This window comes from Caulobacter sp. FV2ps19 (assembly GCF_058681035.1).
Map to the genome: position 1 here is coordinate 3,708,447 of NZ_CM178729.1, position 21,783 is coordinate 3,730,229.

19 protein-coding genes and 2 pseudogenes are annotated in these 21,783 nt (G+C 65.9%); 5 read left to right on the forward strand and 16 right to left on the reverse strand.

Features of this window, described 5'->3' with window-relative positions:
* Window positions 1-8: 8 nt before the first annotated feature.
* The 13 genes from ACW18B_RS17665 to ACW18B_RS17725 all read right to left on the reverse strand — a co-directional run bounded on the left by ACW18B_RS17665 (window position 9) and on the right by ACW18B_RS17725 (window position 13,429).
* On the reverse strand, window positions 9-1,433 hold the full coding sequence (locus tag ACW18B_RS17665; RefSeq protein WP_492051772.1) for a GH1 family beta-glucosidase: 1,425 nt from the start codon (window positions 1,431-1,433) through the stop codon (window positions 9-11).
* Between the two features lie 155 nt (window positions 1,434-1,588).
* The gene (locus ACW18B_RS17670) at window positions 1,589-3,790 is read right to left on the reverse strand and encodes a bifunctional diguanylate cyclase/phosphodiesterase (protein ID WP_492048319.1); all 2,202 of its coding nucleotides are present in this window, start codon (window positions 3,788-3,790) and stop codon (window positions 1,589-1,591) included.
* Window positions 3,791-4,005: 215 nt separating this feature from the next.
* Window positions 4,006-4,263: a DUF2442 domain-containing protein gene (locus ACW18B_RS17675; RefSeq protein ID WP_492048320.1), complete on the reverse strand. Its 258-nt coding sequence runs from the start codon at window positions 4,261-4,263 to the stop codon at window positions 4,006-4,008.
* The gene (locus ACW18B_RS17680) at window positions 4,238-4,480 is read right to left on the reverse strand and encodes a DUF4160 domain-containing protein (protein ID WP_492048321.1); all 243 of its coding nucleotides are present in this window, start codon (window positions 4,478-4,480) and stop codon (window positions 4,238-4,240) included. Before ACW18B_RS17680 ends, ACW18B_RS17675 begins: the two co-directional genes overlap by 26 nt.
* Window positions 4,481-4,548: 68 nt before the next feature.
* Complete coding sequence (gene metH, locus ACW18B_RS17685) at window positions 4,549-7,218, reverse strand: methionine synthase (RefSeq protein WP_492048322.1); 2,670 nt, start codon at window positions 7,216-7,218, stop codon at window positions 4,549-4,551.
* A 160-nt stretch (window positions 7,219-7,378) separates the two neighbouring features.
* A complete protein-coding gene (locus ACW18B_RS17690) occupies window positions 7,379-7,774 on the reverse strand; it encodes a DUF4259 domain-containing protein (RefSeq protein ID WP_492048323.1) in 396 nt (131 codons plus the stop codon).
* A gap of 1 nt (window position 7,775) precedes the next feature.
* Complete coding sequence (locus tag ACW18B_RS17695; protein WP_492048324.1) at window positions 7,776-8,762, reverse strand: D-alanine--D-alanine ligase family protein; 987 nt, start codon at window positions 8,760-8,762, stop codon at window positions 7,776-7,778.
* 8 nt (window positions 8,763-8,770) lie between these two features.
* Window positions 8,771-9,850, reverse strand: coding sequence for a homocysteine S-methyltransferase family protein (locus ACW18B_RS17700; protein ID WP_492048325.1), 1,080 nt, complete (start codon window positions 9,848-9,850; stop codon window positions 8,771-8,773).
* On the reverse strand, window positions 9,847-10,716 hold the full coding sequence (gene bla, locus ACW18B_RS17705) for a subclass B3 metallo-beta-lactamase (protein ID WP_492048326.1): 870 nt from the start codon (window positions 10,714-10,716) through the stop codon (window positions 9,847-9,849). The genes ACW18B_RS17700 and bla overlap by 4 nt, the downstream gene beginning before the upstream one ends.
* Window positions 10,713-11,672 carry a methylenetetrahydrofolate reductase [NAD(P)H] gene (metF, locus tag ACW18B_RS17710; protein WP_492048327.1) on the reverse strand — a complete coding sequence of 320 codons (960 nt, stop codon included), beginning with the start codon at window positions 11,670-11,672 and terminating at the stop codon, window positions 10,713-10,715. Before metF ends, bla begins: the two co-directional genes overlap by 4 nt.
* Complete coding sequence (locus ACW18B_RS17715; protein ID WP_492048328.1) at window positions 11,669-12,646, reverse strand: ArsR/SmtB family transcription factor; 978 nt, start codon at window positions 12,644-12,646, stop codon at window positions 11,669-11,671. The genes metF and ACW18B_RS17715 overlap by 4 nt, the downstream gene beginning before the upstream one ends.
* A gap of 61 nt (window positions 12,647-12,707) precedes the next feature.
* A complete protein-coding gene (locus ACW18B_RS17720; RefSeq protein ID WP_492048329.1) occupies window positions 12,708-13,067 on the reverse strand; it encodes a VOC family protein in 360 nt (119 codons plus the stop codon).
* 2 nt (window positions 13,068-13,069) lie between these two features.
* Window positions 13,070-13,429, reverse strand: coding sequence for a winged helix-turn-helix transcriptional regulator (locus ACW18B_RS17725; protein WP_492048330.1), 360 nt, complete (start codon window positions 13,427-13,429; stop codon window positions 13,070-13,072).
* 31 nt (window positions 13,430-13,460) lie between these two features.
* On the opposite strand from ACW18B_RS17725, the pseudogene ACW18B_RS17730 reads away from it, so the two are divergent.
* The 4 genes and pseudogenes from ACW18B_RS17730 to ACW18B_RS17745 form a co-directional block, all read left to right on the forward strand.
* Window positions 13,461-13,790: pseudogene (locus ACW18B_RS17730) on the forward strand (carboxymuconolactone decarboxylase family protein); the annotation flags it as partial.
* Between the two features lie 6 nt (window positions 13,791-13,796).
* Window positions 13,797-14,006 (forward strand): annotated as a pseudogene (locus tag ACW18B_RS17735) (carboxymuconolactone decarboxylase family protein); the annotation flags it as partial.
* 203 nt (window positions 14,007-14,209) lie between these two features.
* Window positions 14,210-14,464 (forward strand): type II toxin-antitoxin system RelE/ParE family toxin, encoded by a 255-nt coding sequence (locus tag ACW18B_RS17740; protein ID WP_492048331.1) that lies wholly within the window; start codon window positions 14,210-14,212, stop codon window positions 14,462-14,464.
* Between the two features lie 64 nt (window positions 14,465-14,528).
* A complete protein-coding gene (locus ACW18B_RS17745) occupies window positions 14,529-14,828 on the forward strand; it encodes an addiction module antidote protein (protein WP_492048332.1) in 300 nt (99 codons plus the stop codon).
* On the opposite strand, the gene ACW18B_RS17750 is transcribed toward ACW18B_RS17745, so the two are convergent.
* On the reverse strand, window positions 14,825-15,784 hold the full coding sequence (locus ACW18B_RS17750) for a 2-hydroxyacid dehydrogenase (RefSeq protein WP_492048333.1): 960 nt from the start codon (window positions 15,782-15,784) through the stop codon (window positions 14,825-14,827). The genes ACW18B_RS17745 and ACW18B_RS17750 overlap by 4 nt on opposite strands.
* Window positions 15,785-15,895: 111 nt before the next feature.
* Here ACW18B_RS17750 and ACW18B_RS17755 point away from each other — a divergent pair, with 111 nt between their 5' ends.
* The gene (locus tag ACW18B_RS17755) at window positions 15,896-16,645 is read left to right on the forward strand and encodes a sulfotransferase family 2 domain-containing protein (protein ID WP_492048334.1); all 750 of its coding nucleotides are present in this window, start codon (window positions 15,896-15,898) and stop codon (window positions 16,643-16,645) included.
* On the opposite strand, the gene ACW18B_RS17760 is transcribed toward ACW18B_RS17755, so the two are convergent.
* Together ACW18B_RS17760 and ettA are read right to left on the reverse strand one after the other, a co-directional pair.
* Window positions 16,636-19,854, reverse strand: coding sequence for a hypothetical protein (locus ACW18B_RS17760; RefSeq protein ID WP_492048335.1), 3,219 nt, complete (start codon window positions 19,852-19,854; stop codon window positions 16,636-16,638). The genes ACW18B_RS17755 and ACW18B_RS17760 overlap by 10 nt on opposite strands.
* Before the next feature lie 220 nt (window positions 19,855-20,074).
* A complete protein-coding gene (gene ettA / locus ACW18B_RS17765) occupies window positions 20,075-21,742 on the reverse strand; it encodes an energy-dependent translational throttle protein EttA (protein WP_492048336.1) in 1,668 nt (555 codons plus the stop codon).
* Window positions 21,743-21,783 lie beyond the last annotated feature (41 nt).

Consider the following 21,783-nt stretch of genomic DNA (forward strand, 5'->3'; position numbering starts at 1 on the left):
CTGGCCCGTCAGGGGGAGGACGGCAGCGTCCCGTTCTCCGCCAGCGCCTTGAACCAGGCATAGGACGCCTTGGGCGTCCGTGCGCCCGTGGCGCGGTCGTGCGCCACCAGGCCAAATTTCGAGGTGTAGCCCAGGTCCCACTCGAAATTGTCCAGCAGGGTCCAGCAGAAATAGCCGCCGACCGGGGAGCCCGCCTCGCGGGCCGCCAGCACCGCCTCCAGATGACGGCGCAGATAGCGGATGCGGAACGTATCCTCGTTGATCGCCGGCCCCTGGCCGAAGGGATCCGAGCAGCCATTTTCGGTGATCAGCACCGGCGGATTGCCATAGTCGCGACGCACCCTTTGTAACACCTCGAACAGTCCCGAAGGGTCGATATGGCGGCCGAAGGCGTCAAGCTCGACGCCCTTGGGCGGCTGGGCGGGCGCGATGCGGCTGGGTGAAGACAGATCCAGCCGCACATAGGCGGGCGCATAGTAATTCACCCCCAGAAAATCGATGGGCTGGCGGATCGTCGCCATGTCGCCGTCCCGCACCACCCCGCCCTTGAGGAAATCCTGCAGGGCCTTGGGATAAACGCCCTTGAACAGGGGATCCAGCCAGGCCCCGTTCCACAGGGCGTCCAGACCGTCAGACGCGAGACGGTTCCAGAACGCCAGACCGCCGCCGGCCGGCCGACAGGGTTGCAGGGCCATGGTGGTGCCGACCGAAAGGTCGCCTCGCCCGGCGCGCAGAGCCTGGATCGCCAGGCCTTGCCCGAGGTTCATGTGGTGGATCACTGGCCCCAGCAGATTGATGTCCTTCAGGCCCGGCGCATGCTCGCCCAGCACATGGCCAAACACCGCATGCACCGCCGCCTCGTTGAGGATGATGTAGTGCTTGAGCCGGTCGCCCAGCCGATCGACCACCGCCTGGGCGTAGTCGGCGAAGCGCAGGGCGGTGTCGCGGTTCTTCCAGCCGCCCTTGTCCTGCAGGCCCTGGGGCAGGTCCCAATGGAACAGGGTGGCGTAGGGCGTGATCCCCTTGGCCAACAGGGCGTCGACCATGCGTGAATAGTGATCCAACCCCGCCGGATTGATCGCGCCCTCCCCGCTGGGCAGCACCCGCGACCAGGCCATCGAGAAGCGGTAGGCGTCCAGGTCGGCGCCGGCGATCAGGTCCACATCGTCGGCGTAGCGGCGATAGCTGTCGGTGGCGACGCTGGCGTCGGAGCCGTCGACAATGATGCCTGGCCTTTTCTCGAACACGTCCCAGACGCTGGGTCCGCGCCCGTCGACATCGAGCGCGCCTTCGGTCTGGAAGGCCGCCGAGGCCACGCCCCAGACAAAGTCCTTGGGAAACTGCCTGGACCTTGGATGGAGTTCGGTATCTGGCCGATCCTCGCACCCCGCCAGTCCGACCGCCGCCGCGCCCAGCGCGCCCGCACCGAGCAACTGGGCCGCAAGGCCTCGACGGCTAACGCCTTGATGATTCACGCTAGGTCCCTCCCGATATCGGAGGTCGACGCCTCCGTTGGATCAGAGGATGCCGCGCAAGATCGATGCTTGACCAGCCTTCGTTTTGGGGACGGCCAGCCCCCGTGACAACCCTACCGCAGCGCGCGCGTCGGGACCTTGGCCGAATTGGCGAGGGCCTGACGGGTCTCGCGCGCGTCGGCGATGGCCTCGGCCGGCATCGGACGCCCCAGCAGGAAGCCCTGGAACTCAACGCAGCCCATCTTCACCAGCATATCGAACTGGGCCTGGGTCTCCACGCCCTCAGCCGTGGTCTTCAGGCCCAGCGAACGGGCCAGGCTGATGATGGCGCCGGCCACCGAGGTCGCCTCGTTGTCGGGCGACAGGGTGGAGACGAACGAGCGGTCGATCTTCAGCTTGTCGATCGGATGACGGCGCAGATAGGCCAGGCTGGCATAGCCGGTGCCGAAATCATCCAGCGCCAGTCGGAAGCCCAGACGCTTTATGCGTCGCAGGGCCTCATGCATGCTGTCGTTGTCCTTCAGCAGAGCCGTCTCGGTGATCTCGAGCACGAATCCAGTGGCCTGGGCGCCCGTTTCGGCCAGGATCGCCTCGATCTCGTCGACGAAGCGCGGCGCGCTGAGCTGCAGCGCAGAAACATTGACCGAGACCTCAAGGCCCGACCAGCGCAGGCTGTCATAGCAGGCGCGGCGGAACACCGATCGGCCGATGGCGGCGATCAGGCCGGTCGACTCGGCCAGGGGAATGAAGATGGCGGGCGAGATGTCGCCCCGCTCCGGATCGTGCCAACGCGCCAGGGCTTCGACGCCCAGGATCACGCCGCGCGCGTCGGTCAGGGGCTGATAGGCGACGGTCAGCCGCTCCTCTTCGATGGCGGCGCGCAGATCGCGCTCCAGGCCCTTGCGCAGACGCAGGGCGGCGTCCATTTCCGGCTCGAAGAAGCAGTAGCGGCCGCGACCGGCCTCCTTGGCGCGATAGAGAGCCACATCGGCCTGGCGCAGCATCTCGGCCTGACCCTGGTCGGCGTCGGACACCACCGCCACGCCCACCGAGCACGACAGCTCCGCCCGGCCGATGCTCAGATCCAGATCACCCGACAGACCGTCGACCACCCGCTGGGCCAGGGCGGCGCAGCCGGCGGGGGTGGTGTCGGGCTGGATGATGGCGAATTCATCGCCGCCCAGACGGCAGATGGTGTCGGTCTCGCGGCAGATGACCTGCAGACGACGCGCGACCTCGCGGATCACCTGATCGCCGGCGTCGTGGCCGTAGCTGTCATTGACCTCCTTGAACCGATCCAGATCCAGGCACAGCACGGCCAGATAGCCCGGCTTGCGGCGCAGCAGGGCGTGGGCGTGGATGAGGCGGTCGGTGAACAGGGTGCGGTTGGCCAGGCCCGTCAGGGGATCATGCAGGGCCAAGTGCTTGGCCTCGGCCTCGCTGAGCAGCAGTTTCTTGGCCGCCCGGCGCGTGACCCGGAACAGCAGAACAAAACCGATGGCGGCGGCCAGGAAGGCCAGGGCCAGGATCGGCGTGGCCTGGCGCAGAAGCTCGCCCCCCGGGCGACGGGGGTCCCAGCGCAGCACGATGCCACGACCATCCGGCGCCCGGCCCAGCAGGGCCTGAGCGTTTTCGCTCTGGATCTCGCTGGCGGGGACAATCTGGATACGAGCGTTCTGAAGCAGGAAGCGATCAGAGAAGGCCGTCACGACGCTGTTGGCCACGGGCACGCCCGTCACGACCAGCGGCGCTTGGGGACCGCGCGTCCTGGCCTTCAGGTCAGGACGGACCAGAGACACAGTGATCATCACCGGCTCTCCGGCGACAAGTTCGACCCGACTGCGGTGGACGGCGCGAAGCTTCGCCAGCTTGACAGGATCAGCCTCAACCGCCCGAACCCAGTCGATCAGCCCCCGGGTCTGGCCGGAATAGGCAGCGTACGACGCCGGCGCGACGTCAGTGCCGTTCATATGGCCGTAGATCGGCTTGTTGTCGGCGTCGAGCACGAAGACGAGGCTGTAGCCCAGCGCCCCGCCGATCGATGAGCCGATATTCTGACTGGCCCAGGCCAGGTCAAAATCGTTGTCGAGCTTGTGGATCGCCTCGTCCCAGATGACATAGGGATTGAGGGCGCCCTGGATCTCCTTGCCGCGCATCAGCAGGCCGTTGCCGACCAAGGTCTGTTCGTATTCCCGCTCACGAAGGTCAGCCTGACGCGAGGCCGTGAACAACAGGCCAGCCGCCAGCAGGACCATGGCCGCCGCCATGCCCATGATCAGGCCGAAAATCTTCAACTCGATGTTGCTACGGTTCATACGCGCGTTCCAACGGACGCCCCTATTTCGACGCGACGTGGTGAGGAAATCCTTACCGCGGCGGGATTTTTCACATTTCAGCGCACATTGTTATGGATAGACGCGCAAATCGCCCAAGCCCGATGCGCGACGCCTCTTTGCATGCTGAGGAGGCAGGCGCCCGAGCAGCCTGAAATGACGACGAAGCGGTCGATGGAAGGGGCCCGGGTAGAGCTCTAGGGAGTCACGGCCGCCGCGCCACGCAGTAGGCCTTCGGTGCTCAGGTCTTCATCGATCTCGGGCCAATGGATTCCATAACCGCCGCCCGCAACCTCCCACCGAGCGCGCTGCTCAGGCGTCGCGGCCGCCAGACGCGGATACCAGGCCAGCGGCGCGGCGATGGTGCGACCATCCATCAAGTCGACAATCAGGCGGTCATCGTCAAAACGCACATCCGCCACGCGCTCGTCAGCGGCGGTCGCCAAAATGCTCATGCCATGCCTCCGACAGCGCAGTTTCGTGCTCCCGCACAATATTGAGGATAACATTCAGTTCGTGAGCGCGGAAGCCAAGGTTGCGCGCCAGGACGACAGGCTTGAGCCGCGCCTTGAAAGACGCATTGCCCTTGTCGACATGCACATGCGGCGGCTCGTTCGGTTCGTGGCTGTAGAAGTAAAACCGATAGCCGTCGACGCGTAGAACAGTCGGCATGAGCGTTCCCCAGGCGGTCCGGAGAGCCTCAGAATAGCGCCTTCACAAGAAAGCACGCATAGGTTTACCTAAGCCGCCGCCTCGCGCGCCCGCGCATTCGGGTCGTAGTTGAGGATCGGCGACAGCCACTTTTCGGCCTTGGCCACGTCCCAGCCCTTGCGGCGGGCATAGTCCTCGACCTGGTCGAAATCGATCTTGCCGACCCCGAAATAGTGGCTCTGCGGGTGGCTGAAATAGAGGCCCGACACCGCCGCGCCCGGGCTCATGGCGAAGCTCTCGGTCAGCCAGATGCCCGTGCGCTCGGTGGCGTCGAGGATCTGGAACAGCTGTTCCTTCTCGGTGTGGTCGGGCTGGGCCGGATAGCCGGCGGCGGGGCGGATGCCCTGGTACTTCTCGGCCAGCAGTTGCTCGGCGTCGAAGGTCTCGCCCTCGGCATAGCCCCAGTGCTCGATGCGGGCCTGATAGTGCAGCCATTCGGCGAAGGCCTCGGCCAGGCGGTCGGCCAGGGCGCTGGCCATGATCGCCGAATAGTCGTCGCCGGCGTCCTTGAAGCGCTTGACCGCCTCGTCCTCGCCATGGCCGGCGGTGACGGCGAAGCCGCCGACATAGTCGTGGGCGACGCCGATCGGGGCGACGAAATCGGACAGGGCGACATTGGTCCGCCCCTCGCCCTTGGCCATCTGCTGGCGCAGGCTGTGCAGGCGGGTGATCTCGGTGACGCGGGTGTCGTCGGTATAGACCACGATGTCGTCGCCGTCGGCATTGGCCGGCCAGAAGCCGACCACGCCCTTGGCCCCGAACCAGCCCTCGGCGACGATCTTGTCCAGCATCGCCGTCGCATCGCGATAGAGGTCTGTGGCGGCGGTCCCGACCACGTCGTCCTCGAGGATCTGCGGGAAGCGACCGATCAGCTCCCAGCTGGCGAAGAACGGCGACCAGTCGATGAACGGCACCAGTTCAGCCAGGCTGGGCTCGAAGCTGCGCAGGCCCAGGAAGGCGGGCCGGGGCGGCGTGTAGCCGTTCCAGTCGATGGCGAACTTCTTCTGGCGGGCGTCGGCCAGGCTGGTGCGGGCCTTGGTCTGCTGGCCGCGGGCATATTGCTCGCGCACCCGGATATATTCGCTGCGGGTCTCGGCCTGCAGGCGATCCTTCTCGGACGGCGACAACAGGCCCGACACCACGCCGACCGCGCGGCTGGCGTCCAGCACATAGGTGGTCGAGCCCTTGGCGTAGGACGGCTCGATCTTGACCGCCGTGTGGGTCTTGCTGGTGGTCGCCCCGCCGATCAGCAGCGGGATGGTGAAGCCCTGGCGCTCCATCTCGGCGGCCACGAACACCATCTCGTCCAGGGACGGGGTGATCAGGCCCGACAGGCCGATGATGTCGACCTTGTGCTTCCTGGCCTCGTCGAGGATGCGATCGGCCGGGACCATCACGCCCAGGTCGATGACCTCGTAATTGTTACACTGCAGGACCACGCCGACGATGTTCTTGCCGATGTCGTGGACGTCGCCCTTGACGGTGGCCATCAGGATCTTGCCGGCCGCCTCGCGCGGCTTGCCTTCCTTCTCGGCCTCCATGAACGGCATCAGCCAGGCCACGGCCTGTTTCATCACCCGCGCCGACTTGACCACCTGCGGCAGGAACATCTTGCCCGAGCCGAACAGGTCGCCGACCACGTTCATGCCGTCCATCAGATGGCCTTCGATGACGTGCAGCGGCCGCTCGGCCGCCAGCCGCGCCTCTTCGGTGTCGACCTCGATGAATTCGGTCACGCCATTGACCAGGGCATGGGTGATGCGCTCGCCCACCGTGCCCTTGCGCCATTCCAGATTGGCGGTCTGAACCTGGCTCTTGTCGCCCTTGTACTTGGGGGCCAGATCGACCAGCCGCTCGGTATTGGAGACGTTTGTCCGCTGCGGGCGGTTGAGGATCACGTCCTCGACGGCCTCGCGCAGTTCGGGATCCAGCGTGTCGTAAACCGGCAGGTCGCCGGCATTGACGATGCCCATGTCCATACCCGCGGCGATGGCGTGGTACAGGAACACCGAGTGGATGGCCCGGCGCACGGGCTCGTTGCCGCGGAAGCTGAACGAGACGTTCGACACCCCGCCCGAGATCCGGGCATAGGGGCAGCGCTTCTTGATCTCGCGCGTGCCCTCGATGAAGTCGACGGCGTAGTTGTCGTGCTCCTCGATCCCGGTCGCCACCGCGAAGATGTTGGGGTCGAATATGATGTCTTCCGGCGGGAAACCCACCTTGTCGACCAGGATGCGATAGGCCTTCTCGCAGATCTCGATCTTGCGGGCGGCGGTGTCGGCCTGGCCCTGCTCGTCGAAGGCCATGACCACCACGGCCGCGCCGTAGCGCAGGCACAGCTTTGCCTGCTCGATGAACTTGGCCTCGCCCTCCTTCATGGAGATCGAGTTGACGATGGCCTTGCCCTGCACGCACTTCAGACCGGCCTCGATCACCTCCCACTTGGAGCTGTCGATCATCACCGGCACCCGGGCGATGTCGGGCTCGGCGGCCATCAGGTTGAGGTAGGTGACCATCGCCACCTTCGAATCCAGCAGGCCCTCGTCCATGTTGACGTCGATGACCTGGGCGCCGGCCTCGACCTGCTGGCGCGCGACGGACAAGGCGGCCGGATAGTCGCCCTCGACGACCAGCTTCTTGAACCTGGCCGAGCCGGTGACGTTGGTGCGCTCACCGATATTGACGAAGACGGGTCTCATGGTCGTACCGAAATCCAAATATCATAGCCTTCCTCGGCCTTGTGCCGAGGATCCATGGCGCCGCTAGCGCAGCGCTGTGGAAAGGCGAGCGCCGCGCGGGCGGAACGCTGGGTCCTCGGCACAAGGCCGAGGAAGGCGGATGCAGGATAGAGCAAGCCTGTCACGCGCCCAACAATGCCTGCAACCCGGCGATCTGGGTGAGCCACGCGTCATGGTCATCCCCCTCCTGCCAGGTCTCGTCGAGTTCGGAGGCCGTGCCGACCACCCGGGCCAGCACCTTGCGGGCCAGGTTGGCCGAACCTTCCGGCGGGGCGCCCAGGGCGGCCTTGAGTTCGGCGTGGGTCTCGGGCAGCACCGAGCCGGCCCCGACGCAGGAGGCCACGATCGCGGCGGCGGCCACGGCCATCTCGCCCTCGGGTTCTTCCAGATAACCGTTCAGGTTGGAGACATGCTCCAGCAGGGCTGTGACCGTGCGCCAGTCGGGCGCCTCGGCCAGGTCCTCGATGAAGTCGGCCGCTTCGTCATTGTCGAACGGTCCGGGCGCCCAGGCGGCCATCTCAACCCGCCTTTCGGGCGGCGGCCAGGGCGATCTGGCCGCGCAGGAAGGTCTCGAAGCTGATGCCCTGCGCCTTCAGCGACTTGGGATACAGCGACGACCCGGTCAGGCCGGGCAAGGTGTTGGTCTCCAGATAGACCAGGCCGTGCTCGCCGACGATGAAGTCGGTGCGCGAATAGCCCCGGCAGCCCAGCGCCTTGTGGGCCTTCAGCGCCTGGTCCTGCAGGGCGGCGTTGATCTGCGGCCCGAAACTGGCCGGGCAGATCTCCTCGGTGTCCTTGGCCAGGTACTTGCTGACATAGTCGAACTTGCCCGCCGACGGACGGATCTCGACGGGCGGCAGGGCGAAGATCTCGCCGTCCTGTTCTAGGATGCCGCAGGTCGATTCCAGCCCCTGCACGAAGGGCTCGATCAGATAGGGCTCGGCGGCGGCGGCCTTGGCCACGGCCTCAAGGTCGGCGGGCGTGTCGACAAAGATCAGGCCGTAGCTGGAGCCGTCCTCGGCCGGCTTGGCGATCAGCCGGCCGTACTTGGCCAGCGCCGCCTCGGCGTCGGCCAGGGCGATGGTTTCGGGCACCGAGACGCCGGCCTTGGCGACGATGCCCTTGGCCAGGATCTTGCCAAACGCCAGACGACTGGCTTCCGAGCCCGAGCCGGTAAAGGCCACGCCCTTGGCCTCGCACAGGGCCTGCAGGCCGCCGTCCTCGGCGAAGCCGCCATGCAAGCTCAGCAACAGGACCCGGTCCTCGCGCGCGGCGACGTCCAGAGCTGTCGCCAGATCACCGATCGGCGCGCCTTCGGTCGGCAGGTCCAGTTCGAACGGACGCGCATGGCCCTGCAGGGCCTCCGCCGTCGCCACATAGACCTGACCGTCCGGCGCCCAGAACCACAAGTCGGCCTCGGGCAGGGTTCGCGACAGGCCTTGGGCGCTGGCCACGGCCACGAGGCGCTCGCGGCTCTCGCCGCCAAACAGGATGGTGGTCTTCATTGTCGGTCTCAGCCCACCAGTTCGAAGGGTTCTAGGCCCGCCAGCCGCATGGCTTTGGGACGTTCAGGAATAGCGCGCGGCGTCACGCCTGCAACCGCTTCGGCGACGTGGCGAATATGATCGGGCGTCGTGCCGCAGCAGCCGCCCAGGATATTGACCAGACCATCGCTGGCCCATTGATGAAGGGCATGGCCGGTCTGGTGCGGCTCTTCGTCATACTCACCCATGGCGTTGGGCAGGCCGGCATTGGGATAGGCGGCCACCAGGGTGTCGGCGATGCGGGCCATCTCGGCGATATGCGGGCGCATCAAATCCGCGCCCAGGGCGCAGTTGAAGCCCACGGCGAACGGCTTGCAGTGCTTGATCGAGTTCCAGAAGGCTTCCGCCGTCTGGCCCGACAGGGTGCGCCCCGAGCGGTCGGTGATGGTGCCGCTGATCCAGATCGGCAGCTCTTCATGGCCCTCGTCGCGCAGGTCCAGGATCGCCTTGATCGCGGCCTTGCAGTTGAGGGTGTCGGTGATGGTCTCGATCAGGAACAGGTCGACGCCGCCCTCGTACAGGGCCGAGACCTGCTGGCGATAGGCCGCATAGACCTGGTCGAAGGTCACCTTGCGCGCGCCCGGATCATTGACGTCCGACGACATCGACAACATCACGTTCAGCGGCCCGATCGACCCGGCGATGAAGCGCGGCTTTTCGGGGTGTTCCTTCAGCCAGCGGTCGGCGACCGCGCGGCCGATGCGCGCGCCTTCAAAATTGATGTCCCAGACGTCCTGCTCGCCGAGGCGGTAGTCGGCCTGGGCGATGGTGGTGCCCGAAAAGGTGTTGGTCTCGGAGATGTCGGCGCCGGCGGCGAAATAGGCGTCATGCAGTTCGGCCACCAGATCGGGCCGGGTCAGGCACAGGACGTCGTTATTGCCCTTCATCTGGCCGTTGTAGTCCGCGAAGCGCTCGGCCCGGTAGTCGGCCTCCTGCAGCTTCTTCTTCTGGAACATCACGCCCCACGAGCCGTCGAGGATCAGCACGCGCTCTTTTGCGGCGGCCTTCAGGGCGGCGATGCGGCCAGTTCGAGTGGTGAGGTCGGTCATTTGGCCGCTCCCTGCTGGCGCGCCAGCTCGGTATTGAACGCCGCCTCAGAGGCGACGACGACGCGACCCAGCTCAGCCGGGTCGATGAAGGCGTTCAGATCGCCTCGCAGGAACCGCTGGCGCTTGGCCACCAGATCCCCCTGCTCGGGGTGGGCGGGCAGGAAGACATCGCACGGGATCAGCTTCAGCCTGGCGAAGGTGGCGCGGTAGTCGGCGACGATCTTCGGATAGGTCTTGTTGCCCACCAGGGCGTTGCCGGCCACCGAGATGGAGTTGAACAGCATCACGTTCAACGGCCGTCCGCGCTCGGTGACCGAGGTGGTGAAGGCGGTTCCGCCGATGGTGTGGCCCGGCGTCAGGACGGTGACCAGAGTGGTCTCGCCCAGGGTGATCTTCTGGCCGTCGCGAACAGTGCGATCGACCTTCACGGCCGGAAACGGCGTCAGGCCGTTCTCGTTGTCGCCGAAGTGACGCCCCGCCTCCAGCGCCGGCTTCTCCAGCGACGAAGCATAGAGCTTGGCGCCGGTGTCGGCCTTCATCTGGGCCAGACCGCCGGCATGATCATAGTGGGCGTGGGTGTTGAGCAGGATCTTCACGTCGGCCAGCTTAAAGCCCAGCGAGACGATATTGCGCTCCACCAGCCTGGCGCCGTCCGCCGACATGCCCGCGTCCAGCAGGATGTGGCCCTCGGACGTGGCGATCAGGTAGGACGACAGCCCTTCGGAGCCGACATAGTAGATGTTGCCGACCACCCGATAGGGCTTGCTGGGCTTGCTCCAGGCGGCGGGCGGCCAGTCGTCGGCGCGCACCGCGCCGGCCCCGGCCAGGGACAGAACCGCGCACAGGATCAGGGCCAGGATCTTCATGCCGCAACCTCCGTTGACGTGGCGGCGCGCTCGCGCACGCCCAGCACCCGGCAGATCGCATAGACCAGATCGGCCCGGTTGAGGGTGTAGAAGTGGAAGTCCTCGAAGCCCTGTTCCTGCAGCTTGGCGCACATCTCGGTGGCGACCGAGCAGGCGATCAGGCGACGGGTCTCGGCGTCGTTATCCAGACCTTCAAACAGGTTGGCCAACCAGGTCGGCACCGCCGTCTGGCAGGCCTGGGACATCTTCTTCAGGCCGTTGAAATTGGTCACCGGCATGATCCCCGGCACGATCGGGATGGTGATGCCGGCGGCGCGAACCTTGTCGTTGAAGCGCAGGAAGGCGTCGATGTCGAAGAAGAACTGGCTGATGCCCAGGGTGGCCCCGGCGTCGACCTTGGCCTTCAACACCTCGATGTCGTGCTCGATCGACGGGCTCTCGGGATGCTTCTCGGGATAGACGCCGACCAGCACCTCGAACGGCGCGATGCCGCGCAGGGCCCGGGTCAGTTCGGTGGCGTTGGCATAGCCGTCTTCACGCGGCACATAGACCCCGCCGATACCGCCTTCGGTGGGCGGCGGATCGCCGCGCAGCGCGACGATGTGGCGGACGCCCGTCTCCCAGTATTCGCGGATCACCTCATCGACCTCGCCCCGGCTGGCGCCGACGCAGGTGAGGTGGGCGGCGGGCTTGAGACGCGTCTCGTCGAGGATGCGCTTGACCGTCCGGTGTGTGCGCTCGCGCGTCGAGCCGCCGGCCCCATAGGTGACCGAGACGAAGGCCGGATCCAGCGGGGCAAGGCGGGTGATGGCCTGCCACAGGCTCTCCTCCATCGCCGGGGTCTTGGGCGGGAAGAACTCGAAGGATACGCGCGGACGGCCGCCGGCCTGGCTCTGACCGCGCTCGCCGGCGCGGGCCACCGGGCCCAGAACACGACGCGTGGGAGGAAGGGTCATGCGGCGCTCCTTTGCGCGGAAGCAGCGGTGGGACGGCGCGCCGTCCAGATCTTGACGGTCAAACCCTCGGCCGAGGACGGCGGCAGGGCGATATTGCTTTCCAGCCCCAGGCCGGCGGCCTCGAGCCAGGGCGTGATCTCAGCGTCGGAGAATCCCAGGCGGCGATGCTGATGGGCTTCGCGCAGGAACTCGTGGTCGTGCGGCGCAAAGTCGGCGATCAGCAGCAGGCCGCCCTTGGCCACCAGACGCGCGGCCTCGGCCACGGCGGCGGCCGGGTCGCCCAGATAGTGCAGCACCTGATGGACCGTGACCAGATCGGCGCAGCCGCCCGGCAGGCCGGTGGCGAAGATGTCGCCATGGCGCAGTTCGCAGCGCGGCAGGCCGGCCTTGGCCACTTCGTCGCGGGCGATGTTGAGCATCTGTTGCGACAGGTCCAGACCCAGGGCCGAACCGGCCCGCTGGCCCAGCAGGGTCAGCATGCGCCCTGCCCCGGCCCCAAGATCGACCATCTCATCGAAGGGCCCCTCGCCCGCCGCCCGCAGGATGGCGGCCTCGACCTCGGCCTCGTCGACATAGAGAGAGCGGATCTCGTTCCAGCGCGCGGCGTTGCGGGCGAAATAGGCCTGAGCCCCGGTCGAGCGCTCGGCCCGCACCTGATCCAGCTTGTCGGCGTCGGCGAGCACCGCCGGATCAGCGTCGTCGATCAGGTCCAGGGCCTGGCCGACCAGATGATGGCCGGGCGACTTGCTGGCCAGGCGATAGAACACCCAGGCCCCATCGGGAAACCGCTCGACCAGCCCGGCCTCGGCCAGCAGCTTCAGATGGCGTGACACGCGGGGCTGGCTCTGGTCGAGGATCCGGCACAGTTCCAGCACCGACAGCTCCTCGGCCGCCAGCAGGGCCAGCAGTCGCAGCCGGGTCGTTTCCCCCGCCGCGCGCAGCACCTCGACAACCTGTTCAGCCGACAACTTCATGAGGACATAAAGATATCTTTATGTCCGATTTGGCAAGCTGAAATTATGTCGCGGGGGCCGACTAGGCGGGCTGCCAGAGCTCGATCTTGACCCCGGCCGGGTCCAGAAGCCAGGCGAAAAGCCCCATGCCGCCCTCGTCCTGCCGACCAAGGGGCTCGACGCCCTCCGCGGCCGCCTTGGCCAAGACCCCCTCCAGATCATCGACGATGAAGTTGATCATGAAGGGCGCGTCCGAGGGCGCGAAATACTGGGTGTCAGCGGGGAACGGCGACCATGTGGCCTTGCCCGCCTTGGGATGATCGAACATCGCCCCGCCCCAGTCGTGGACATCGAACCCGAGCACCCGGGCGTACCACGCGCCGACCGCCTTCGGATCCTCGGCCTTGAAGAAGATCCCGCCCAGTCCCAGAACCTTGGCCATACTCAGCCTTCCCCCACCAGATCATCGGCCCAAACTTGCGACCATGACAGCAGGGGCGCAAGGGCTTCGATCAGTCCCGCGCCCTGGGGCGTAAGCCGATATCCCGTCTCGGCGGACACCACCCTGGCGGCGCGCAGTTCGGCCAGACGCGTGTTCAAGGTGCCCGGCGGCAGGTCCGCCGCCAGTTGCAACGCACGGAAGGTCAGAACCGCGCCGTCGCGCAGCTCCCAGACGATCCGCAAGCTGCCCCGCCGCCCCAGAAGATCCAGGGCCGCCATGATCGGCTTGCCCGTGGACGAGCCCCGCACCGGCGTTCCCGGCAAGGGCGCTTCAATTTTTGTAGCGACTCGATCAGCCTTCATGATACAAATTCTGTAGCACAAGGAGACGCCGATGTCCGCCCGCATCCCGCCCGCCCAAGCGCCCTACCCGCCGGCCATCCAGAAGGTCCTAGATGGCCTCACAACGCCCGGCGCCGAGCCGCTGTCGCTGTTCCGCACCCTGGCCCGGGATGAGCGGCTGTTCCTGCGGTTTACCGGCGGCGGCCTGCTCGACCCCGGCCATCTGAGCCTGCGCGAGCGTGAGATCGTCATCCATCGCGTCTGCGCCCTCAACGGGGCCGGCTATGAGTGGGGCGTCCACGCCGCGATCTTCGCCGACCCGGCCGGACTGGATGACACCCAACTGGCGGCGACCCTCGCGCCGGGCGTCGCCGACTGCTGGTCGCCGCGCGATGCGCTGCTGATCGACTTCGCCGACACCGTCAACGCCCGGGCCGATATCGACGATGATCTGTGGGCGCGACTCAGCGACGCCTTCGAAGAGCCCGCCCGCATCGAACTGATGATGCTGGCCGGCTTCTATCGCACCGTCAGCCTGCTGGTGAACGGCTTGCGGTTGGAGCCTGAGCCGTTCGGGGCGCCGTTTCCCAGAGCCTAAACCACAGCCTGAACCAGGCTCCGCAGCCACGGGAAACTAGATCCGCATCCGGTTGAGGCGGATGCACGAGGGCAAGATCGCCGCCCCGCGACGATCGAAACCATAGATCTGTATCCTCCTGGATACGATTTAGGTTGCCCACCCGTATCCAACAGGATACAAATCGACATGGTCGAACTTCGTGAAACCGAGGCGTTCAAGGCGTGGCGTACGAGCCTGAAGGACCAGGCCGCGCGAAGGCAGATCGTCGCACGCTTGCCCGACTAGCCTACGGCTTGAAAGGCGACATCAAACCCGTTGGTGACGGCGTGAGTGAACTACGCATCCACACCGGCCCCGGCTACAGAATTTATATCGTTGAGCGCGGGGAAGTCCTGACCATCGTCCTTTGGGGCGGCGACAAGAAATCCCAAGCCCAAGACATCGAAAAAGCCAAGGCGATCGCTAGAGAAATCTGAGCTGTCGCCACGCTCACGGGGCGACGCCCCACTCCCGTCGGGGGAGACTAAAGAGGACGAAGACATGGTCGTTTCCACAACGCTTTTTGACCCTGCGGCAGAGGTCACCGACACTGAATCGGCAGTGGCCCTCCTCGCCGACGCCCTGGAGACAAGCGACGCTGGCTATGTGCAGCACGTGCTGGGCGTCATCGCGCGCGCCAAGGGCATGACTGAGGTTTCAGCCTTGTCCGGTCTGGGTCGTGAGAGCCTCTATAAGGCGCTAAAGGAAGACGCCTCGCCAAAGTTCGACACCATACTGAAAGTCATTTCAGCGCTCGGGCTGAGGCTTTCAGCCATTCAATCTCCTGCCGAAGCCGCCTAGCCGCCCACCGGCGTCGCCAGCGGCTCGCCGTGGAAATAGCGGCGAAGGTTCTCAAGCGTCAGGCCCACCATGGCCGGAATGCTGTCCAGGGTGGCGCCGGCGGTGTGCGGGGTCAGGACCGTGTTCGGAACGCCGACCCAGCGCGCCGGCGGGGTGGGCTCCTGCTCGAACACGTCCAGCGCCGCCATGCCCAGACGGCCGTCCTTCAGGGCGGCGATCAGGGCGTCCTCATCGACCAGCGCGCCGCGCGCCACATTGACCAGCAGACCTTGCGGTCCCAGGGCCTCGATCACCGCCTGATTGACCATGTGATGATTGTCCGCGTCGGGCCGGGCGCAGACCACCAGCACATCGCTGTCGCGCGCCAGGGCCAGCAGGCTGTCGGCGCGAGGGCGGTCAGTGTCCTTGGGCCGGGGCGCCCACCAGGCGACCTTCATCTCGAAAACCTCCAGGCGCCGGGCGACGGCCTCGCCGATATGGCCCAGCCCCACGATCCCGGCCTTGCGTCCCTTCAAGCCGTGGCGCGGAGCCATGCGTTCGGCGTGGCTCCAATGGCCGGCGCGCAGGCGCTGGTCGCCCTCGACGATGCCCCGCCAGGCCGCCAGCAGCAGGCCCACCGCGTGGTCGGCCACATCACCGGCGTTCAGGCCGGTGGAGTGGGTCACTGAAATGCCCTGGGTCTTGCACCACGGCACATCGACGCCGTCATAGCCGACGCTGACACAGGCGATCAGACCCAGCTGAGGCATCTCTGACAGCATGTCGCGCGTCAGCACCATCTCGCCGGCGTGGACAATGGCCCGCACCGACCGTCCGGGTCCGTCCAGAAAGGCCAGCGGATCGGGATAGTCCCACAGCCGATAAACCGTATAGGCGCCCTCCAGCAGCGGCAGCAGGGGCATCAACATCTCGTGCGAGAGCAGGATCTGGGGCTTCTCAGCGGGGGTTTGCGGCATGCGGCGGACTCCGAACGGGGCAGGCAGGCCGTCAATCTAGGCCCAGTTACGGGATGCGACCAAGGGCTGGACAGCTTGACCATCAGGGCGGCGGCTGGTCCATAGCCCGACATGCGCCCCTATGATCCGTCCCTGCCGCTTGTCTCGCTGCACATCCCCAAGACCGCCGGCAGCAGCCTGAGGTCCACCCTGACCGACTGGTTCGGCGAGGATCGGCTGCGCCTGCACTATCGCGGCGCGCAGGGCCAGGCGCCGGAACGCTTCACCCTGCGCGCTGGCCAGTGCGTGCACGGCCACTTCAACCGCGTGCGCGGCATCGGCGCGCTGGACTACTATCCGCAGGCCCGGCAGTTCATCACCTTCCTGCGCGAGCCGTTCGGGCGGTTCATCTCGCAATGGCGCTATCTGCATTTCCAGCAGCGCATGGGCGTGGCCGTGCCGGCGCTGGACGACAACCCGAGCTTCCCCGACTGGTTCGCTCGCCGGGCCGAGGCGATGGCCAAAGGTGAGGATCCGTTCTCGTTCCTGGCCCAGTTGCCCTGGCCTGTCGCGACCGATGACCCCTCCAGCGCCTTCGACCGCGACTATGTCGCCGTCGGGATCATGGAGGACTATGACCACTCCGTGCGGGTGTTGGCCGCCACCCTGGGCTTCGCCGCGCCCGACGCCGCGATCCACGTCAACCGCGCCGACGATCCGCACCGCACCGGTGACCCCACCCCCGACGCCACCGAATGGCGCGAACAGCACCGCGAGGCCTTCGCCCTGGAATATGCGGTGTATGAGGCCGGCCGCGCGCGTCTGGCCGAGGCCGCGACGCCCCTCGAAACGAGCGCCGCGCCGGCGACGTCTCAGACCTGAAGCCACTCCCCGAGGGTTGCCGAGGTGACGCCCATCAGGATCATCTGGTCGCCATTGCCCAGATCGATCACCGCGCCCTCGCCCGTATAGCTCAGCGCATAGGTCTGGCCAGCGTCCAGCAGCACCCGGTCGCCAGCCGCGCTGGAGAAGTCGGTCACCCGATCGATGGCCGCCCCGGCGAAGACGTAGAACTTGTCGGCCCCCGAGCCGCCGGTGAGCGTGTCATTGCCGCGATCGCCCGACAGCCAGTCATTGCCGGCCCCGCCGTCGATGACGTCATCACCCTGACCGCCGCGCAGCCAGTCGTCGCCGTGACCGCCATAGCAGGTGTCGTTGCCGAGATTGCCGTTGACGACGTCGTCTCCGCTGTCGCCATACGCCAGGTCATTGTCCTTGCCGCCCAGGACCCAGTCGTCGCCCTCGCCGCCATGGGCTGTGTCGTTGCCGACATTGCCGTTGATCTGATCGAACCCGCCGCCGCCATTGAGGCTGTCATTGCCTCCGTAGCCCCACAGTACATCCTCGCTCGCGCCGCCGGTGAACGTGTCTCCATAGTCACCCCCGATCAGTCGTTCGACATTCTGGACTGTCAGCGAAAGTCCCGGTGCGATTACCTGCTTATCCGTCAAACCAAGGTTGATGCTAAACCCTTGAGCTGCGACAGCAAATTGCAGCGTGTCAAAGCCATCACCACCATCGACGACATCTGATCCTATGTCGTAAAGGGTGTTCTCCGGAGCGAGCCAGATTTGGTCGTCGCCAGCGTCGCCATAGACGTAGTCGTTTCCTGAACCGCCGCTCAGATTATCGTTGCCGGCGCCGCCATGGATGGTGTCGTTGCCACTGTCGCCAGTGATCGCGTCTTCACCGCCGCGCCCATCCAGCAGGTCGGCGCCGCCCTGACCGCTGATGCTGTTCGCGCCGCCGTCGCCGTAGAACGTATCGCCGTAGGCGCCGCCTACCAGGCCCTCGATCGACTGGAAGGTGTCGTTGCCCTCGCCGGTGTTCTGCGAACCCGAAGTCGCCAGATCGACGCGAATGGCCCGCGTGGGGTCCAGAAAGTAGACGAAGTCACGGCCACTACCGCCGTCGTAGGTGTCGTTACCGGCGCTGCTGTAAAAGAAGTCATCGCCATCTTTGCCGTGGATGACGTCGTCGCCAGCCGTGCCCCTCAGGTTGTCGCTTTCGCTCGTGCCCACGATCTCGGTCGCGGGCACGGCCACGATCACGACCAGCTTGTCCGAGAACTGGATCTGCTCGACGTTCTTGAGGATGTCCGTGCCTTCGGGCCGCCCGCTGCGCAGGTCCGTGACCGTCCAGGAGCCATCGCCGCCCTGGGTGACGCTGAAGTTGGTCGAGGCGCCGCGGTACTCGACCGTATCCGTGCCTGCCCCCCCGTCGATCACGTCGTCGGCGCTGGTCGCGACCAGATAGTCGGCGCCGCTCGTGCCATTGATGGCGTTCGGCGGCGTGCTGGCGATGGTGACGAGCTTGTCGCTGAACTGCAGCTGCTCGATGTTCTTGAGCGTGTCCACGCCTTCTGCGGCGCCGGCGCGGAGGTCCCTGACCGTCCAGGAGCCGTTGGCGCCCTGGGTCCAGCTGTAGTCTGTCGACACACCGGCGTATTCAGCGATGTCGTTTCCGCCGCCTCCGTCGATAGCATCGTCACCGCCGCCGCCGCGCAGACGGTTCGCCCCTGAGTCACCCCCCAGGGTGTCGGCGAATGCAGAGCCGACGACCACCTCGATATTCAACAGCTGGTCGCCGCCCGCCCCGCTGTTGTCCGCCAGCGAGACCGTGACAGCCTGGCTGTACCCAGTGTAGTCGACCGTATCGACGCCCGCGCCACCGTCGAAGATATCGCCAGCCTGACCGCTGATGAAACGGTCGTCGCCCGCACCGCCCGACGCGACCACAGAGCTGCTGGAGGTGGTGATAACGTCGTTGCCAGCGCCGGCCTCGACCGTCACCAGCGTGGCCTGGGTGGCGAAAGTCATCGTATCGGCGAACTCGCTGCCCCGGACGTAGATCAGCGTCTCGACATCGCTGATCACGCCGCCGAAGAGCGTCGTCGATTGGCCAGACACGATCCCGGAGGTGTTGAAGTTCACCCCACTCGACGCGCCGCCCAAGGAAAGCCAAAGCGTGTCATTTCCGGCTCCGCCATCAACATCATCGCCATAGCCAGCCGCAAGGATGTCGTCGCCGCCCCCGCCCTTCAGCCGGTCGTGCTCCAGGCCCATATCGTCGAGCCTGGCGCCCGTCGCGAGGTTGACCTCGCCGGAATAAATCGTGTCCTTGCCCGCATCGCCGGTGAGAATGTCGGCGCCGTCTCCGCCTGCCATTCGGTCCCCGAGGGCCGAAGCGCGAATTTCGTCGTCGCCAGTTTCGCCATGAGCCCAGTTGTTACCCCAGCTGTTTCCTTGCAAGACGATCAGGTCGTTTCCCGCGCCGCCATAGGCGTCGCCTGAGGCATAGATCGTGTCGTTGCCGTCCCGGCCATAGGCCACGTTGAAGCCGTAGCCGGTGTAAAGCGTGTCATTGCCGGCGCCGCCGTCCACCAGGCTGAGATAGGGGCTGTCACGCCCATCGACGATGTCGTCGCCATCATCGCCATATAGGGAGCCCGTGTAGTAGCCGGCGACGAGCTTGTCGTCGCCGCCCATTCCATGAACCACGGTGAACTCAGCGTAGCCGTTGGAGCTGGATCCGACGTTGATTTCGTCGGCGAAATTACTGCCTTGGATCCAACTGATGTTCTCGATGCCGGTGATCGTGCCGCCGCCGATGACCTGCGTGGCGGCGGAGAAGTCGACCTTAACGCCGGACGGAGCGCCCATGAAGCTGATCAGCAGGTAGTCGCCGTAGGACCCGTTAGCCCCGCCGTCGACATTGTCTCCGTAGCCGGCGAAGAACCTGTCGCTGCCGTCGCCACCGATCAGGGTATCGACGTCCGTCCCTGTATCGAGCACCGGTGGAGACAGCGGACTGTTCGAGAAGGTCGTCTCGTACGTCGGCGATCGGTCCCCGGCGTAGAGCGTGTCCGCGCCATCTCCGCCGTTCAGTGAGTCGGAGCCACCGCCGCCAGCGAGGACATCGTTTCCGCCACCGCCGCTCAGATTGTCGTTGCCGCCATTGCCAAGCGCCGTGTCGGCGTCAGCGCCGCCGGTGAAGATGTCATTGCCCGACGATCCATTGAAATTCGGCACAGTCAGTCACTCGCGACTTGGCGCGTCGAGACGGCGCGCCTTTGGAAAACGCGGCGACAGAAAGTCAGCCACCTTTCGGCGCTATCATTGGCCGAAAGAAACGGCAACCTGAGATCAAGGAAAATTAAACCACAAGCTTATGTTGCATGGCGCTTGAGTTTGGAAACGGCACATAAGCTTGTCCTGGGAAAGGCTTCAAGCCTTCCCCAGGACAGTTCGCCTACCGCGCGAATTTCTGGAACTTGATGCGCTTGGGGATCAGGCTGTCGGCGCCCAGGCGGCGCTTCTTGTCTTCTTCGTACATCTCGAAATTGCCCTCGAACCATTCGACGTGGCTGTCGCCTTCGAAGGCCAGGATGTGGGTGGCCAGGCGGTCCAGGAACCAGCGATCGTGGGAGATGACCACGGCGCAGCCTGCGAATTCTTCCAGGGCCTCTTCCAGGGCCTGCAAGGTTTCGATGTCCAGGTCGTTGGTCGGTTCGTCGAGCAGCAGCAGGTTGCCGCCGGTGGCCAGGGTCTTGGCCAGGTGGACGCGGTTGCGCTCACCGCCTGACAGCAGGCCCACCTTCTTCTGCTGGTCAGCGCCCTTGAAGTTGAAGCTGCCCACGTAAGCGCGGCTGTTGATCTCGCGCTTGCCGACGATCATCACGTCGGTGCCGCCCGAGACTTCCTCCCAGATGGTCTTGTTGGGGTCCAGGGCGTCACGCGACTGGTCGACATAGGACAGCTTGACGGTGTCGCCGACCTTGACCGTGCCCTGGTCGGGCTGCTCGCGCCCGGTGATCAGCTTGAACAGGGTCGACTTGCCGGCGCCGTTGGGGCCGATGACGCCGACAATGCCGTTGGGCGGCAGGCGGAACGACAGGTCCTTGAACAGCACCTTGTCGCCGTATTCCTTTTCCAGGCCTTCGACTTCCAGCACCAGATTGCCCAGGCGCGGGCCGGGCGGGATCTGGATGTGAGCCTGGGTCTGGGCGGCGCGGGCGTTTTCCTGCGCGGCGACCATTTCCTCGTACGACGCCAGGCGGGCCTTGGACTTGGACTGACGGGCCTTGGGCGAGCTGCGCACCCACTCCAGTTCGCGGGTCAGGGCGCGCTGGCGGCTGTCGGATTCCGACTGCTCCTGCACGACGCGCTTGGTCTTCTGTTCCAGCCAGCCGGAATAGTTGCCTTCATACGGCACGCCCTTGCCGCGATCGAGCTCGAGGGTCCACTTGGTGACCTGATCCAGGAAGTAGCGATCGTGGGTGACCAGGATCACGCAGCCGGGGAAGTTTTCCAGGTGATGCTGCAGCCAGGCCACCGACTCGGCGTCCAGGTGGTTGGTGGGTTCGTCGAGCAGCATGATGTCGGGCTTGCTGAGCAGCAGGCGCGCTAGGGCGATGCGGCGCTTTTCACCGCCCGACAGGCTCTCGATATTGGCGTCGTTGGGCGGGCAGCGCAGGGCGTCGATGGCCATCTCGACCTTGGAGTCGATGTCCCACAGGTCGCGGGCGTCGATGATCTCCTGGAGCTTGGTCATCTCCTCCATCAGCTCGTCGGAATAGTCCTCGCCGAGCTTGTTGGCGACTTCGTTGTAGCGGTCGAAGATCAGCTTGTCCTCGCAGTCGGCGATGACATTGCCCCAGACGTCCTTGGTCGGGTCCAGCACCGGCTCCTGCGGCAGGTAGCCCCGGCGGATGCCTTCCGCAGCCTTGGCCTCGCCCGAGAACTGGTCGTCCAGGCCGGCCATGATCTTCAGCAGGGTCGACTTACCCGAGCCGTTGACCCCGACCACGCCGATCTTGGCGTCGGAATAGAACGACAGCCAGATGTTTTCGAAGATCTTCTTGCCGCCCGGGAACGCCTTGGTCAGGCCTTGCATCTGGAAAATATACTGCTGGGCCATCGGGCGGTGATCTCGCTGTCAAAGTTCGGGGGAGGACGGGC

Excerpts from the sequence above, each read along its gene's own strand:
- ACW18B_RS17670 (WP_492048319.1), bottom strand. The coding sequence starts at position 3,790 with ATGAACCGTAGCAACATCGAGTTGAAGATTTTCGGCCTGATCATGGGC.
- ACW18B_RS17675 (WP_492048320.1), bottom strand. The coding sequence starts at position 4,263 with ATGAGCATTTTGGCGACCGCCGCTGACGAGCGCGTGGCGGATGTGCGT.
- ACW18B_RS17680 (WP_492048321.1), bottom strand. The coding sequence starts at position 4,480 with ATGCCGACTGTTCTACGCGTCGACGGCTATCGGTTTTACTTCTACAGC.
- metH (WP_492048322.1), bottom strand. The coding sequence starts at position 7,218 with ATGAGACCCGTCTTCGTCAATATCGGTGAGCGCACCAACGTCACCGGC.
- ACW18B_RS17690 (WP_492048323.1), bottom strand. The coding sequence starts at position 7,774 with ATGGCCGCCTGGGCGCCCGGACCGTTCGACAATGACGAAGCGGCCGAC.
- ACW18B_RS17695 (WP_492048324.1), bottom strand. The coding sequence starts at position 8,762 with ATGAAGACCACCATCCTGTTTGGCGGCGAGAGCCGCGAGCGCCTCGTG.
- ACW18B_RS17700 (WP_492048325.1), bottom strand. The coding sequence starts at position 9,850 with ATGACCGACCTCACCACTCGAACTGGCCGCATCGCCGCCCTGAAGGCC.
- bla (WP_492048326.1), bottom strand. The coding sequence starts at position 10,716 with ATGAAGATCCTGGCCCTGATCCTGTGCGCGGTTCTGTCCCTGGCCGGG.
- metF (WP_492048327.1), bottom strand. The coding sequence starts at position 11,672 with ATGACCCTTCCTCCCACGCGTCGTGTTCTGGGCCCGGTGGCCCGCGCC.
- ACW18B_RS17715 (WP_492048328.1), bottom strand. The coding sequence starts at position 12,646 with ATGAAGTTGTCGGCTGAACAGGTTGTCGAGGTGCTGCGCGCGGCGGGG.
- ACW18B_RS17720 (WP_492048329.1), bottom strand. The coding sequence starts at position 13,067 with ATGGCCAAGGTTCTGGGACTGGGCGGGATCTTCTTCAAGGCCGAGGAT.
- ACW18B_RS17725 (WP_492048330.1), bottom strand. The coding sequence starts at position 13,429 with ATGAAGGCTGATCGAGTCGCTACAAAAATTGAAGCGCCCTTGCCGGGA.
- ACW18B_RS17745 (WP_492048332.1), top strand. The coding sequence starts at position 14,529 with ATGGTCGTTTCCACAACGCTTTTTGACCCTGCGGCAGAGGTCACCGAC.
- ACW18B_RS17750 (WP_492048333.1), bottom strand. The coding sequence starts at position 15,784 with ATGCCGCAAACCCCCGCTGAGAAGCCCCAGATCCTGCTCTCGCACGAG.
- ACW18B_RS17755 (WP_492048334.1), top strand. The coding sequence starts at position 15,896 with ATGCGCCCCTATGATCCGTCCCTGCCGCTTGTCTCGCTGCACATCCCC.
- ettA (WP_492048336.1), bottom strand. The coding sequence starts at position 21,742 with ATGGCCCAGCAGTATATTTTCCAGATGCAAGGCCTGACCAAGGCGTTC.